Annotated in this window: 16 protein-coding genes; 8 read left to right on the top strand and 8 right to left on the bottom strand. The window is 69.9% G+C overall.

The features are described 5' to 3' along the window. Positions 1-23: 23 nt before the first annotated feature. The 4 genes from E0H50_RS36265 to E0H50_RS36250 all read right to left on the bottom strand — a co-directional run bounded on the left by E0H50_RS36265 (position 24) and on the right by E0H50_RS36250 (position 4,416). Positions 24-1,403 carry a glycoside hydrolase family 16 protein gene (locus tag E0H50_RS36265; protein ID WP_131295542.1) on the bottom strand — a complete coding sequence of 460 codons (1,380 nt, stop codon included), beginning with the start codon at positions 1,401-1,403 and terminating at the stop codon, positions 24-26. Positions 1,404-1,482: 79 nt separating this feature from the next. Next, positions 1,483-2,361: a GNAT family N-acetyltransferase gene (locus E0H50_RS36260; RefSeq protein WP_131295541.1), complete on the bottom strand. Its 879-nt coding sequence runs from the start codon at positions 2,359-2,361 to the stop codon at positions 1,483-1,485. A gap of 28 nt (positions 2,362-2,389) precedes the next feature. Beyond that, positions 2,390-3,607: a phosphoserine phosphatase SerB gene (serB, locus tag E0H50_RS36255; protein ID WP_131295540.1), complete on the bottom strand. Its 1,218-nt coding sequence runs from the start codon at positions 3,605-3,607 to the stop codon at positions 2,390-2,392. A 74-nt stretch (positions 3,608-3,681) separates the two neighbouring features. After that, entirely contained in the window at positions 3,682-4,416 is a 735-nt protein-coding gene (locus E0H50_RS36250) for a hypothetical protein (protein ID WP_238151598.1), read from the bottom strand. Positions 4,417-4,477: 61 nt separating this feature from the next. On the opposite strand from E0H50_RS36250, the gene E0H50_RS36245 reads away from it, so the two are divergent. From E0H50_RS36245 to E0H50_RS36230, 4 genes are all read left to right on the top strand, one after another. After that, positions 4,478-5,260, top strand: coding sequence for an ABC transporter ATP-binding protein (locus E0H50_RS36245; RefSeq protein WP_131295539.1), 783 nt, complete (start codon positions 4,478-4,480; stop codon positions 5,258-5,260). Between the two features lie 218 nt (positions 5,261-5,478). Then, positions 5,479-5,997 (top strand): NfeD family protein, encoded by a 519-nt coding sequence (locus tag E0H50_RS36240; protein ID WP_131295538.1) that lies wholly within the window; start codon positions 5,479-5,481, stop codon positions 5,995-5,997. Between the two features lie 81 nt (positions 5,998-6,078). Next, on the top strand, positions 6,079-7,230 hold the full coding sequence (locus tag E0H50_RS36235; protein ID WP_131295537.1) for an SPFH domain-containing protein: 1,152 nt from the start codon (positions 6,079-6,081) through the stop codon (positions 7,228-7,230). A 178-nt stretch (positions 7,231-7,408) separates the two neighbouring features. Then, the gene (locus E0H50_RS36230; protein WP_131295536.1) at positions 7,409-8,155 is read left to right on the top strand and encodes a sulfite exporter TauE/SafE family protein; all 747 of its coding nucleotides are present in this window, start codon (positions 7,409-7,411) and stop codon (positions 8,153-8,155) included. Here the strand turns inward: E0H50_RS36230 and E0H50_RS36225 are convergent. Further along, the gene (locus tag E0H50_RS36225) at positions 8,139-8,783 is read right to left on the bottom strand and encodes a TetR/AcrR family transcriptional regulator (RefSeq protein WP_238151597.1); all 645 of its coding nucleotides are present in this window, start codon (positions 8,781-8,783) and stop codon (positions 8,139-8,141) included. The genes E0H50_RS36230 and E0H50_RS36225 overlap by 17 nt on opposite strands. Before the next feature lie 63 nt (positions 8,784-8,846). On the opposite strand from E0H50_RS36225, the gene E0H50_RS36220 reads away from it, so the two are divergent. Continuing rightward, positions 8,847-9,800 (top strand): quinone oxidoreductase family protein, encoded by a 954-nt coding sequence (locus E0H50_RS36220; RefSeq protein WP_131295535.1) that lies wholly within the window; start codon positions 8,847-8,849, stop codon positions 9,798-9,800. Between the two features lie 12 nt (positions 9,801-9,812). Continuing rightward, positions 9,813-10,247, top strand: coding sequence for an organic hydroperoxide resistance protein (locus tag E0H50_RS36215; RefSeq protein WP_131295534.1), 435 nt, complete (start codon positions 9,813-9,815; stop codon positions 10,245-10,247). A gap of 3 nt (positions 10,248-10,250) precedes the next feature. Here the strand turns inward: E0H50_RS36215 and E0H50_RS36210 are convergent, their stop codons facing one another. From E0H50_RS36210 to E0H50_RS36200, 3 genes are all read right to left on the bottom strand, one after another. Further along, positions 10,251-11,072 (bottom strand): helix-turn-helix domain-containing protein, encoded by an 822-nt coding sequence (locus E0H50_RS36210; protein ID WP_131295596.1) that lies wholly within the window; start codon positions 11,070-11,072, stop codon positions 10,251-10,253. A 199-nt stretch (positions 11,073-11,271) separates the two neighbouring features. Next, on the bottom strand, positions 11,272-11,802 hold the full coding sequence (locus tag E0H50_RS36205) for a YbaK/EbsC family protein (protein WP_131295533.1): 531 nt from the start codon (positions 11,800-11,802) through the stop codon (positions 11,272-11,274). Continuing rightward, positions 11,799-12,098 carry a GNAT family N-acetyltransferase gene (locus E0H50_RS36200; protein WP_131295532.1) on the bottom strand — a complete coding sequence of 100 codons (300 nt, stop codon included), beginning with the start codon at positions 12,096-12,098 and terminating at the stop codon, positions 11,799-11,801. The genes E0H50_RS36205 and E0H50_RS36200 overlap by 4 nt, the downstream gene beginning before the upstream one ends. 269 nt (positions 12,099-12,367) lie before the next feature. On the opposite strand from E0H50_RS36200, the gene E0H50_RS36195 reads away from it, so the two are divergent. Together E0H50_RS36195 and E0H50_RS36190 are read left to right on the top strand one after the other, a co-directional pair. After that, a complete protein-coding gene (locus tag E0H50_RS36195) occupies positions 12,368-13,819 on the top strand; it encodes a cobyric acid synthase (RefSeq protein ID WP_131295531.1) in 1,452 nt (483 codons plus the stop codon). Beyond that, entirely contained in the window at positions 13,816-14,379 is a 564-nt protein-coding gene (locus E0H50_RS36190; RefSeq protein WP_238151596.1) for a DinB family protein, read from the top strand. Before E0H50_RS36195 ends, E0H50_RS36190 begins: the two co-directional genes overlap by 4 nt. Positions 14,380-14,424: the final 45 nt, after the last annotated feature.

The following is a 14,424-nucleotide window of genomic DNA, read 5'->3' as shown; positions in this document are numbered from 1 at the left end:
GCGAAGGATAGGTGCTGGCACCCTCAGTGGCCGAACGTGAACCAGTTGACGTTGACGAAGTCGGCGGGCTGGCCGCTGGTGAAGGTCAGGTAGACGTCGTGGACGCCGGTGACTGCGGTGATGTTGGCGGGGACCGATCGCCAGGACTGCCAGCCGCCGGTGTTGGCGATGGCGAAGCTGCCGATCGGGGCGTTGGTGCGGCTGTCCAGACGTACTTCGACCAGGCCGCTGACTCCGCCTGCGGCGCCGGACGCTACCCGGGCGACGAACTGGGTTGCCGGCGTGCTGCCGAAGTCGATGCTGCGGTAGAGGGCCCAGTCGCCGTTGCCGACCTGCATCAGGTTCTGGCCGCCACCGGTGTCGGAGGTCGTCTCGACACCCGTCCCGCCCTGCTGCTGGAACGCTTCGGCCTGAAGCGTGCTGTACGCGCTACCGCCGCCACCCGGCGGAGGTGTGGTCGGCGGGGTGGTGCCCCCGCCCTTCGACGACACGGCCACGTAGTCCACGATCATCGGCTTGTCGGGCACCGTCGAGGCCCGCGGGGTCGGGCCGTTCAGCGCGTCCGGGAACGCTCCGCCGATCGCGACGTTCAGCAGCACGAAGTACCCGGCGTGCGAGGTCATGTTCGTCCACGTGTCCGCGGGCAGCTGGCCCTGACTGATCGAGTGGAACTGCTGTCCGTCGACGTACCAGCGCAACTGGTTCGGCGAGATGCTCGTGTCCCATTCGAAGCGGTACGTGTGGAACCCGGCCTGGCAGGTCGTGCCCGGGCAGGCCTGACTGTTGGCGATCCCACTGGTCTCGTTGCACGGGCCGCCGGGGTTCACTCCGCAGTGCAGCACGCCCCAGACGGAGTTGATCCCGTTGACGTTCTCCATGATGTCGAACTCGCCGATGCCCGGCCAGTTCCAGTAGTTCCCGCGGTACGGCGCACCGAGCGCCCAGAACGCCGGCCAGTACCCGAGCGCGGCGTCACCGGTGACGTTCGGCATCTGGATGCGGCTCTCGATCGCCAGCACCCCGCCGGCAGGAGGTTTGAAGTCGCTCCGTTGCGTCTCGACCCGGGCGGAGGTCCAGTTGCCGGCGCCGTCGCGGCGCGGCGTGATGCGCAGGTTTCCGGTGCCGTCGAGGGACAGGTTGTTCGGGCTGTTCGTGTAGTTCTGGATCTCGCCGGTACCCCAGTTCCCGGGACCGCCCGGGTAGCCGTGGCCGGTGTCGATGATCCAGTTGGCAGCGGACGGCAGCGTGCCGCCGGCACCGTCGAAGTCGTCGCTCCAGACGGTGGTCCAGCCGGCGGGCGGCGGTGGGACGTTGGCCTCCGCCGACCCGCCGATCGCCACGACGGCGATCAGCGGGGCGAGCAGCGGGAGGGCCAGGGCGAGTGCGATGGGGCGGATACGCATGTCGACCTCCAGGGGCGGTGGATGAGTCCATGGGAGCGCTCTCACGGCGGTGTGTCAACAGTTCGCGACGTGCTGGTGGTCAGAGCGCGGTGCGGTAGACGGTCGTGCTGCGGCGTACCGACATCCCCAGCCGCTGGTACATCGCCAGCGCGCCGGTGCCGGAGTGCGTCCAGAGCGTCAGCGTCTGCTTACCGCGGCGGCCTGCTCCCAGGGCCGCGTTGGTCAGGAGTGCTCGGGCCAGGCCGCGGCCGCGGAAGTCCCGCCGTACGGCGACCTGGTCGACGTACCCGTCGGGCGAGTCCGGGAGATCGAGGCTGATCGCGGCGCCGACGATCTCGTCGCCGGCGACCGCTACCGGTGACAGCTCGGGGTCGAAGCTCGAGCGCTCGATGGTCATCCCGGCCCACTCGTCGTACTCGTGCCGCCGCGGCTGCCACTCGTCGAACGCGTCCTGCAGAACCTGGTGCACGGCCAGCTCGTCACCGGACGCGAACGGCCGCAGCGTGACGCCGTCGGGCAACGTGGGCACAGCGCCCGAGACGGGCCGCTCGAGCAACCAGTTCGTCGCGAGTACGTCGTACCCGCGGGACCGGAGCAACGCCGTACCGGCCTCGTCCGCATCGTCGACCGTCTGCGCGAGCCAGTCGCTGCCGTGCTCGCGGGCCCGGGCCTCCGCCCAGTCGAGCAGCTGGGTCCCGAGGCCGCGACCGACGGACGACGGATGCACGTCGACCTGCGCGCGCCGCCCACCGTGAACCCAGGCCCACGCGACGATCTCGCCGTTCGCTGCGACCACCCGGGTGTCGAGGTCCAGCGTGATGAGGGGCCGTTGGAGGTCGGCGGCCACCTGGTCCGGGGCGCGCTCGGTCTCTCCGTGCCAGAGCTGTTCGGCCGCGGCGATCAGCTGACGGATCGCGGGTGCATCGTCGAGGGTGGCGGGGCGGGTCGAGAAGTTCATGGCCCCGATCGTGCCGTATCAGGCTGTATCAGGCAGGGGTTTCCGCGTCGGCGGCTTCGACTTCCTCGCGGGTGATGCCGAGCAGGTAGAGGATCGTGTCCAGGTACGGAACGCTCAGGTGGGTGTCGGCGGCCGCGCGGACCACCGGCTTGGCGTTGAACGCGACACCGAGGCCGGCGGCGGCCAGCATGTCGAGGTCGTTCGCGCCGTCGCCGATCGCGACCGTCTGGGACAACGGCGTACCGGACCGCTGGGCGAACTGGCGGAGCGCGGTCGCCTTGCCGGGGCGGTCGACGATCTCGCCGACGACGCGGCCGGTGAGGACGCCGTCGACGATCTCCAGCTCGTTGGCCTTCGCGTAGTCGATACCGAGCTCGGCGGCCAGCTTGTCGGTGATCTGGCTGAACCCGCCGCTGACGATCGCGAACTGGTACCCGAGCCGCTTGAGCGTGCGGACCAGCGTGCGCGCACCGGGCGCCAGCTCGATCGCGGCGTACACCTCGTCGAGGGCCGACGCGGGCAGTCCTTCGAGGGCCTCGACCCGGTTCCGCAGCGAGTCGGCGAAGTCCAGTTCGCCGCGCATCGCCTGTTCGGTGACGGCGGCGACCTCGGCCAGCCGGCCGGCGTGGTGGGCGAGCATCTCGATCACCTCGCCCTGGATGAGCGTCGAGTCGACGTCCATCACGATCAGCCGCTTCGCGCGCCGGTACAGCCCGCCGTCCTGGACGGCGATGTCGAGACCCTGCCGGACGCCTTCCTGCGCGAGGACGGTCCGCAGCGCCTCGGGATCGGCGCCGGAGACGGCGAACTCCATCGCGGTCACCGGGTACCGCGCCATCCGGCTGATCCGGTCGATGTTGGCGCCGGTGTCGGCGATCCGGCCGGCGACCGCGGCGAGTCCGGCCGCGGACAGCGGGTGGCCGATCACGGTCACCTGGCTGCGGCCCTTGCGCCGCGGCTCGTTGTCGCCGACACCTTTCTTCACCGAGATGTCGACGTCGAGGACGGAGGCGAGCGCCTTCAGCTCTTCCTTCAGGCTCTTGTGGTCCCGCGGCGCGGACAGCAGTACGCCGAGCACCAGCCGGCCCCGGAGCACGACCTGCTCGGCGTCGATCACGTCGAGCCCGCGGGTCGCGAGCGTCGACAGCACGGCGGACGTCAGCCCTGGCCGGTCGCTGCCCGTCAACGTCACCAGCAACGTGGGCCGGTCGGCCGACGCGGTCTCAACCTCACTGAGCTCAGTCATCGAACCCAAACGCTACCTAAATGAGATGACGGTCCGGTGTCCGGTCCAGATCTCAGGCATGAACGAGGCGCGCATCAGGCGAGGAGCGGCGGTGCGCAGGCGGCGACCAGAGCTCGGCGGGCGGCCGCCGCGAGGCCGAGCAGCGCGCGCCGCCGGGCATCAGCCTCCGCCCCGGTCACCGCCGCACCATCGTCCTCGAGTGCCGCATCCGCGATCGCCAAACAGCGCCGGGCAGTTGCCGCGGCCTTCACAGCGCGTGGCTCGTACCCCGGCGCCAGATCGTCACCGCGTCCCTGGCCGATCCGCCGGATGTCGATCAGCGCGTCCGCGACCTCCGGCTTCCATCGCGCCACGTCCAGAGCGGCCAACGACTCGGCCGCGTCGATCAGCGCCAACCGCAACCCGCGGTCCGCCTCACCGAGGTCGGCAGGCAGCGGCGAAGCAGCCGGTAGCACGGTCCACTGCACCGCGGGACCGACGTACGCCGGAACGAGGCCGAGCTCCGGCCCCGTGAGGACGACGGCTTCGCCGGTCTCCAGTGCGGCCTCGTTGAACGGCGGCGGTCCGGCCAGGCCGATCGGGTCGCCCGGCACCGGCAAGGCGAGGTGCGCCTGTGTCGTGCCCGCGGCGCGCAGCAGATTCAGTGCGACCGGCAGGGTGGCCGGCTCGGGATGCCCGGCGAGGCCGGCGACGTGATGACCGACGTCGTCACCGAGGATCTTCTGCGCGGCGGTGTCGGGGTCGCAGGCACCGGTCAGCATCGCGTTGGTCCACACCGTGAACCGAACCGAGGCAGAGGTCGTCAGCACGCCCGCAAGTCTCGCACCACCCGGCAACAGGTCGGCAACCGCGACCCCTTAGGTTTTGACCATGACTGCAGTGGTGGAGCTGGCGGGGGTGACGATCGTCCGCGGTGAGTCGCGGCTGCTCGACGGGATCGACTGGGCGGTCGACGAGGCCGACCGGTGGGTCGTGATCGGGCCGAACGGCGCCGGCAAGACGACGCTGCTGCAGATCCTCGCCGCCCAGCTGCACCCGACCGCCGGGGTCGCCGGACTGCTCGGTGAAGTGCTCGGTGCGGTCGACGTCTTCGAGTTGCGTCCGCGGATCGGGTTGACCAGCGCCGCGCTCGCCGACCGGCTGCCGAGGAGCGAGCGGGTGTCCGACGTCGTGATGTCGGCGTCGTACGCCGTTCTCGGCCGCTGGATCGAGGAGTACGACGAACTGGATCACGAACGTGCCAACGCGTTGCTGGCCGAGCTCGGGATCGCGCACCTGGCCGACCGGACGTTCGGCACGCTGTCCGAAGGGGAGCGCAAGCGCGTCCAGATCGCCCGCGCGCTGATGACCGATCCCGAACTGATGCTGATGGACGAGCCCGCGGCCGGTCTCGACCTGACCGGACGCGAGCAACTGGTCCGCTCGCTCAGCTCGATCGCGACCGCGGTCGGCGCACCCGCGATGGTGCTGGTCACCCACCACGTCGAGGAGATCCCGCCCGGCTTCACCCACGCCCTGCTGCTCAAGCAGGGCCGGATCGTCGCCGCCGGTCCGATGGACGAGGCACTGACCGCTGAGACCCTCAGCGAGACGTTCGACCTGGCCCTCACCCTCAAGCAGGAGGACGGCCGCTACACCGCCCGCGCCCTCTGACCCCACCAAATTTGCCTGGCTCACCCACCAATTTGCCTGGCTCACCCACCAATTTGCCTGGCAGACCCAGCAACTTGGGGGTTCTGCACTCTGGTTGCGGGTCAGGAACCCCCGAATTGGTGGGTTAGCCAGGCAAATGCGCTGGGTGGGGGAGCGGTGGAGGATGTCGACGCGTCCAACATCTGCTTGAAAGCCCCCGGGGTAGATAGGCTTGGGAAATGATGGACTGGCTGCGGGACAATCTGTGGGCGGCGTGGCTGACGATCGCGGCCGTCCTCGGCCTGGCCGAACTGGCCTCGCTGGACTTCACGTTGCTGATGCTGGCCGCCGGTGCGCTCACCGCCGCCGGTGTCGCGGCGTTCCTTCCCGGGCTGCTGTGGCTGCAGATCGTCGTCGGGTTGATCACCGCCGCCGCGATGCTCGTCGCGATCCGGCCGATGATCGTCCGGAAGATCCATCACGGCCAGGAGCTGAAGACCGGCTCGGCCCACGTGATCGGCAAGTCCGGCGTCGTGGTCAAGGAGATCCACCCCGACGGCGGCGGTTCGATCCGGCTCGGCGGCGAGCTGTGGACGGCCCGCCCGTACGACGAGGTGTCGACGATCGCCCCGGGGACGCGCGTCGAGGTGATGTCGATCGACGGCGCGACCGCGGTCGTGTACCCGGTCAGCGATCCGCTGCACCACCAGCTCGGCACCAGCGAGCCGCCGAAACCGCAGGACCCGCCGCAGTCCTGACCGTTGAGTGGTCCCCTACTCGCAGTAGTGTCGGAGGTAGGGCGGCAGACTGCCGGTCCGAGGGTTCGAGTGGAGGGTCGAGTGACCGCGTTCCTCATAGTCCTGGCACTGGTCGCCCTGGTGGTGATCGTGACCTTGGTCAAGTCCGTCCGGGTGGTGCAGCAGCAGACCGTCGGCATCGTCGAACGGTTCGGTAAGTTCAAGACCGGCCTGCAGCCGGGCCTGAACCTGCTGACCCCGTTCGTCGACAAGGTCCGCTACACCATCGACATGCGCGAGCAGGTGGTCGCGTTCCCGCCGCAGGGTGTCATCACCGAGGACAACCTGATGGTGTCGATCGACTCCGTCATCTACTTCCAGGTCAACGACCCGGTCCGGGCGACGTACGAGATCTCCAACTACATCCAGGCCATCGAGCAGCTCACCATGACCACGCTGCGAAACATCATCGGTGGTATGGACCTGGAGCAGACGCTGACCTCGCGTGAGGAGATCAACGAGAAGCTCCGGTACGTGCTGGACGAGGCGACCGGCAAGTGGGGGATCCGCGTCAACCGCGTCGAGCTGCGCTCGATCGACCCGCCGCCGTCGATCCAGGACTCGATGGAGAAGCAGATGCGCGCCGACCGGGACAAGCGCGCCGCGATCCTCACCGCGGAAGGTATGCGGCAGTCGGCCGTCCTGTCCGCCGAGGGCCAGAAGCAGTCCGCGATCCTCACCGCCGAGGGTGACAAGCAGTCCCGCATCCTCCGCGCCGAGGCCGAGCGGCAGGCCCGGATCCTGAAGGCGCAGGGTGAGGCGCAGGCCATCACCACGGTCTTCAACGCGATCCACGCCGGCAAGCCGGACCAGGGTCTGCTCGCGTACCAGTACCTGCAGATGCTGCCGTCGATCGCCCAGGGCGACGCGAACAAGCTGTGGATCGTGCCCAGCGAGATCGGCGACGCGCTCAAGGGTCTCGGCAGCGCGGTCGGCCAGGTGGCCGGGATCGCCCAGCAGGCCGAGGGCAACTGGGAGGCTCCGCAGCTCGACAACGGCCAGGTGCCGGAGATCGACAGCGCCGCACCGGCCGCGGTGGCCGAGGCCGACAACGCGGTCCGCGAGGCGATCGCCGCCGCCGAGTCCGCGGCCGTGAGCAGCCGCAGCCAGGCCGCGCCGAGCTCGCCGTCGATCCCGCCGCCGGCCCCGGCTCCTTCCCAGGAGCCGCCGGCCGCCGAACCCCCGCAACGCTGACCGACCCACCGAAGCCTCCCCGACAACCTCGGGGAGGCTTCGTTACGTCCGAAGATGTCGAGGGACGTGCCGCCACTTCTTCGGACGTAACGATTCGGACGTAACGAAGGGTCGGCTGGGGTTCAACGGGTGGACTTGTCGGCGGGGGGTGTGGTCGGGTGCGTAGAGTTCTGCAGCGATGACATGGTTCGAGGCGGTGTTCGTCCTGCTGGCGGGGATGGGCGCGGGAACGATCAACGCCGTGGTGGGGTCGGGCACGCTGCTCACCTTCCCCGCGTTACTTGCCGTCGGCATCCCTCCGGTGCTGGCGAACGTCAGCAACACGGTCGGTCTGGCCCCCGGCACGGCGGCCGGCGCGATCGGGTATCGCCGCGAGCTCGAAGGGCAGCGCGGCCGGCTGTTCCGTCTGGTGCCGGCGTCACTGGCCGGCGGCATCCTCGGCGGAGTGCTGCTGCTCACGCTGCCCGACTCCGCGTTCCACGCCGTCGTACCGGTCCTGATCCTGCTCGGTTGTGTGCTGGTCGCTTTCCAGCCGTGGCTGTCGAAGTGGATCAGCGTGCCGGCGCATCAGCACCGCGGCGCCTGGTGGGTGATCCCGGCCGTCTTCGCCACCGGTGTGTACGGCGGGTACTTCGGTGCGGCACAAGGCGTGCTGCTGATGGCGATCCTCGGCCTCGGCCTGGACTCGAACCTGCAGCGGATGAACGGTCTGAAGAACGTTCTCGCCACGGTGGTGAACACCGCGTCCGCGATCCTGTTCGTGATCGTGCACGACATCGACTGGCTCGCGGCCGGCCTGATCGCGGTCGGCTCGACCATCGGCGGTTTCATCGGCGCCCGCTACGGCCGCAAACTCCCGCCGATCGCCCTCCGTGCGCTCATCGTCTGCATAGGCGTGCTGGCCATCGTCACGATGGTGTTCTGAGGCCCGCGAGCAGCAGGTCGAGGCCGTAGTCGAACTGCTCGTCGCCGCCGGTCGTTCGCGCGAGCTCGGGGGCGAGCTCGACGACGGTCGGGAACTCCCGTGCCGACAGCGACTCCATCGTCGTCCGCAGTCGTCGCCACGCCTCCGGGTCACGCCGCTCGGCCGCCATCTGGATCTCCCACGTCACGGCCCCGAGCACGTAGGTGAACAGGGTCGTGTGAGTCCGCGCCGCCGTCTCCGGGTCGAACCCGGCCGAACGCAGGACGCCGAGCAGGCCCTCGGCGACCCGCGCGGTCTCGTGCCCGGCCAGCGGCCGGCTCGCCAGTAGTTGCGCGAGGCAAGGATGTTGCAGCATCAGGACCCGCAGTGAACCGCACACCGCGCGCACCTGGTCCGGCCACGGCACGTCCCGTGGTACGTCCGGCAGCAGACCCATCAGGTGGTCGCGGACCGCGTCGTACAGCTCGTCCTTGTTGCGGAAGTAGGTGTAGAGCGCCATCGGACCCACGCCGAGCTCGGCGGCCACGCCGCGCAGACTGAACTGCTCGGTGCCCTTCGCCTCCATCAGCTCGAGTGCGGTGCGCACGATCAGTTCCGCGCTCAGCGTGTTCCGCGGTGTCCTAGCCATCAGACCCGGCCATGTGACCCAGCTCCCTTCGATGCTCCTAACGTACAGTGTATAGTACGGCGTATGCGAGCCATTCAGATCACCGAGTTCGGTGGACCCGAGGTCCTGAAGATCAGCGATGTCCCGGAGCCGGTCGCCGGCGACGGGCAGGTCCTGATCGCGGTCGACCGCGCGGGGATCAACTACGCCGACACCCACCAGGTCGAGAACAGTTACCTGTCCAAGACCGAGCTCCCGCTGATCCCCGGCGGCGAGGTCGTCGGGCGCACCGAGGACGGCCGCCGCGTGGTCGCGCTGGTGGGTTCCGGTGGGTACGCCGAGCAGACCGTCGCGCACGCGCCGTACGCCTGGGATGTTCCGGAAGGCGTCACCGACGGCCAGGCGCTCGCTCTCGTTCTGCAGGGCACCACCGCGTGGCACCTGCTCAAGACGTCGACGCATCTGCAGCCGGGGGAGTCCGTCCTGGTGCACGCCGGTGCCGGCGGTGTCGGTTCGCTCGCGGTTCAGCTCGCCAAGCTCTGGGGCGCCGGCCGCGTGATCGCAACCGCCTCCACCGAGGAGAAGCGCAAGCAGGTCCTCGACCTGGGCGCCGACGCCGCGATCGACGGTACGCCGGAAGGCCTGAAGGACCGCATCCTCGAAGCCAACGGCGGCAAGCCCGTCGACATCGTGCTCGAGATGGTCGGCGGTCAGACGTTCGACGAGTCGTTCGCCGCGCTCGGCCGCTTCGGCCGCCTGGTCACGTTCGGTGCCGCGTCCCGGCAGGCGGCCGCCCCGATCGACTCGAGCCGGTTGATGAAGGGTTCGAAGACGATCGCCGGCTTCTGGCTGGCCGACTGCTTCGCGAACCCGCAGCTGCTCGGCGGTCCGCTGGCCGAGCTGTTCGACCTGACCGCGAGCGGCAAGCTCCGACCGGTCGTCGGCGGCGAGTACGCGCTGTCCGACGTCGCCTCCGCCCACGAAGACCTGCGAGCCCGCCGCACCGTCGGCAAGCTCGTCCTGGATCCCTCCCACTAGGAAGAAGTCACGATGACTGTCGCAGTAGAGAAGGTTCTGTACACCGCCCACGCCACCGCGCACGGCGGCCGCGACGGCAAGGTCGCCAGCAACGACGGCAAGCTGGATGTCGTCGTCGCGCCGCCGGCCGAGATGGGTGGCACCGGCAACGGCACCAACCCCGAGCAGCTGTTCGCGGCCGGTTACGCGGCCTGCTTCCAGAGCGCGCTCCAGGTGGTGGCCCGCCGGGCTCGCGCCGACGTGAGCGGCTCGACCGTCACCGCCGAGGTCGGCATCGGCCCGATCAACGGCGGCGCCGGCTACGGCCTCGAGGTCGCCCTGGTGGTCAGCCTGCCGGGCGTCGGGGACCGCGCCGCCGCCGAGGAGCTCGTCGCCAAGGCGCACGAGGTCTGCCCGTACTCCAACGCCACCCGCGGCAACATCAAGGTCGACCTGAAGGTCGCCTGACGCTCACATCCGCGCGAGGGCCTCTTCCAGGAGGCCCTCGGTGGCGGACACCGGGGCCGCGGAGATCGTCAGCCCTTCCATGATCGCGACGTACTCGTCGACCTCCTCGAGCTTGTCCAGGTAGACCGCGCTCGCCGCGTGCTCGATGTACACGATGTCCGGCAGGTCGCCGTCCGGGAACCGCAGCAGGCTGAACGCGCCGCCGGCGCCCGGGTAGCCGACGCTGCTGAACGGCATCACCTGCAGCGTGATGTTCGGCTGCGCCGACCACTTCAGCAGGTGCTCGATCTGCGCCCGCATCACGTCCTCGCCGCCGACGGGCCGGTGCAGCACCGACTCGTCGATGACGACCCACAGGCGGGCCGGGTTCGGCCGGGTGAGGATCTGCTGCCGGGTCACCCGCAGCTCGACCCGCTGGTCGACCTCCTGATGCGGCAGGAACGACTTGCCCATCTGTACGACGGCCCGCGCGTACTCCTCGGTCTGCAGCAGGCCCGGGACGAACATCACCTCGTACGTCCGGATCAGTGTCGCGGCGACCTCGAGCCCGACGTAGTTCGCGAACCAGCTCGGCATCACGTCGCCGTACCGGGACCACCAGCCCGGGTTGTTCGCCGCCCGGGACAGCTCCATCAACCGGTAGCGCTCGTCCTCGTCGGCCATCCCGTACAGCTCGAGCAGGTCGCTGACGTCGCGTTCCTTGAACCCGACCCGGCCGAGCTCCATCCGGCTGACCTTGGACTCCGACGCCCGGATCTGCCAGCCCGCGTCGGCACGACTGATCCCGGCGGATTCACGCATCCGCCGCAACTGCCCACCGAGCATGATGCGCAGCGCCGTAGGCCCACCGTCGCCGCCGCTCACCGTCTGCTCACTCACTCCGACCTACGCCCAGCCACGCACCCATTCCAGCGGGTGATGCTACCGCCTGTCCACAGGTATCGCCCGATGAGTCCGCCGCCGCACGAGATGTCTGACGAGGAAACGAGCGTCCGGAGAGGGCCGAAGCCGGGCTCAGGGCTGCTCAGGGCTGGGCGAGATCCAGCACGGTTGCGGTCGGCAACTTCGCCAGCTCGGAGCCGTCGATCAGGATCTTCGAGTCGCGGATCCCACTGCCGATCACCACCGGCCCGGCCTGCACGACCGCCTCGTCGACCAGCACCGGCCAGTCCGCGGGCAGTCCGATCGGCGTGATCCCGCCGTACTCCATGCCGGTCGAGCCGACGGCGTCGTCCTGCGCGGCGAACGAGATCTTCCGGACGCCGAGGTGCTTGCGGATCACGCCGTTCACGTCGGCCCGGTCGGTGGCCAGCACCAGCACCGCGGCGTACGACGCTTCGCCGCCGCGCTTGCCGAGCACGACGACACAGTTCGCCGAGGCGGCCATCGGTACGTCGTACTGCGCGCAGAAGGCCGCGGTGTCGGCCAGCTCCGCGTCGATCCCGGCCGCGTACGCCGGCAGCGCACCGAGCGCGTCCCGTACCGGCGCCGCGAGCAGCTCCGGCACCTCGGCGGCGGGCTTCCACTCGAGCTTGCCCAGCACCGGCCCCGTCACGACTGCGGCTCCTTGACGAGGTCGGCGTATTCGGTGTGCTCCTCGAGGAACGACTGGTAGAACGGGCAGGCCGGGCGCACCTTGAGCCCGGCGTCGCGGGCGTCCTCGAGGGACTTGACGGCGATCGTCCCGGCCACGCCGCGACCGCGGAAGTCCGGCAGCGTCTCGGCGTGCAGGAAGATGATGACGCCCTCGTGCAGGCGGTAGTCCACGAAGCCCATCAGGGTGCCGTCGGCGTCGTGCGCCTCGTACCGGCTGTGGTCCTTCGCGTCCACGACCTCGATCTCGTTCTCCATGTCCGCAACTCTAGCCACGCTCACCCAGGGTTCGCGGATCGTCACCCCGGGGGCACCGGCCGCAAGGCTTCGGCAGCCACAGGACAACCACGGGCCGGGAGGAGCGAGGATGAGCAGCGAGCACGCGTTGGCGCACGGCAAGGCGATACCGAGTCTCGTGTCGGCACATCCCGGAGAGCCCGCGCTGGCTGATGACGCACGGGCGGGTCGCGGAGGCCGAGCGGATCGTCGACCGGAAGCGGCGCGACCAGGAACCCTAAGATGACGGCGTGGGTTCATTGCTGATCGCCGGGACGACGTCCGACGCCGGGAAGACGACCGTCGTCACCGGGCTGTGCCGCTGGCTGGCGCGGCAGGGCGTGCGGGTCGCGCCGTACAAGGCGCAGAACATGTCGAACAACTCGATGGTCTGCGCGGACGGCACCGAGATCGGCCGCGCGCAATGGATCCAGGCCGTTGCCGCCGGCGCCGAGCCCGAGGCCGCGATGAACCCGGTGCTGCTCAAACCGGGCAGCGACCGGCGCAGCCACGTCGTCCTGATGGGCGAGCCGTGGGGTGAGCTGTCCGCCCGCGGTTTCCTGACCGAGCGGACGGAGTTGGCGAAGGCGGCGTTCGCGGCGTACGACGATCTCGCGTCTCGCTACGACGTGGTGATCAGTGAGGGCGCGGGCAGTCCGGCGGAGATCAACCTGCGGCAGTCGGACTACGTGAACATGGGACTCGCGCAGCACACGCGAGCGCCGGTTGTCGTGGTCGGCGACATCGACCGCGGGGGAGTGTTCGCGTCGATGTTCGGGACGGTCGCCTTGCTCGGCGCCGCCGACCAGGCCCTGATCAGCGGGTTCCTGGTGAACAAGTTCCGCGGCGACGTCTCGCTGCTGCAGCCCGGGATCGACATGCTCGCCTCGGTCACCGGCCGCCCGACGTACGGCGTACTGCCGTGGCTTCCCGAGCTGTGGCTGGACTCCGAGGACGCGCTGGACATCCCGGTACGTCGTACTGCACCGGGCGACCTGCTGACGATCGCGGTGGTGCGCTTCCCGCGGATCAGCAACTTCACCGACCTCGACGCGCTCGCGGTGGAGCCGACGAACAGCGTGTTCTTCACCACGAGCCCGGGGGAGGTCCGCGACGCCGACCTGGTCGTCCTGCCGGGCTCGCGCGCGACCAGCTCCGACCTGGAGTGGTTGCGGTCGCTCGGTCTCGCCGACGCGGTCGCGGCACGGGTCGCGGCGGGGCGTCCGGTGCTCGGCGTCTGCGGGGGCTACCAGATGCTCGGCGCGACGATCTCCGACCCGTACGGCGTCGAGTCGGGCGGGTCGTCGACCGGTCTCGGGCTGTTGCCGGTAGCAACCACCTTCGCCCGGGAGAAGACGCTGGCGCGGCCGGCGGCGACGGCGTACGAGATTCACCACGGCGTCGTCGACGTGATCGGCGCCGCCGAGGAGTTCCCGGGTGGCTGCCGCAGCGGCACCACGTGGGGCACGATCTGGCACGGGCTGCTCGACGACGACACCGCGCGGCACGCGTTCCTCACCGAGGTCGCCGCGCTCACCGGCAAACCTGCGCCCGACGGCTCGGTCTCGTTCGCGGGCCTGCGCGAGGAACGGCTGGACCGCCTGGCCGACATGATCGACGAGTACGCCGACACCGCCGCGCTCCTGCACCTGATCGAGCACGGCCCACCACCGGTCCCGTTCATCCCACCAGGAGCACCTTGAAATCCCACCTGCAGCAGTACCTCCAGGACACCCGTGCGTTGATGCTGGCCAAGCTCGACGGGATCAGTGAGTACGACCGGCGGCGTCCGCTCGTACCGTCCGGGACCAACCTGCTCGGGTTGGTGAAGCATCTGGTCGGCATCGAGTACGTGTACCTCGGGACGAGCGTGGGCCGCCCGCCGGCCGACGTACTGCCGTGGGAGGCGGACGGATCGGTGTGGCAGGGCGCCGACATGTGGGCGAAGCCGGAGGAGTCGACGGAGTACATCACCGGGCTCTACCGCGAGGCCTGCGCGCACAGCGACCGCTCGATCGCCGAACTCGACCTGGACCACCCGGCCGAGGTGCCGCACTGGGCCGAGGGCGAGCGCGGTACGACGTTCGGCGCGCTGCTGGTCCGCGTCGTCGACGAGACCGCGCACCACGCCGGTCACGCGGACATCGTCCGCGAACTGATCGACGGCCAGGGCGGCCGGGACGCGGACATGCTCGACGAGGCTGGGTGGTCCGACTTCTACGCCAAGATCCAGCGAGCGGCCGAGACGTTCCGCCAGTCCTGAAGCCGGATGTGACTACCTGGTCACTGCGCACAGGCGGTGCTACGG

It is taken from the genome of Kribbella sindirgiensis (genome assembly GCF_004331435.1).
GTDB lineage: Bacteria > Actinomycetota > Actinomycetes > Propionibacteriales > Kribbellaceae > Kribbella > Kribbella sindirgiensis.
The sequence above is the reverse complement of the archived record's forward strand: the minus strand, read 5'-3'. Positions and strand labels throughout refer to the sequence as shown.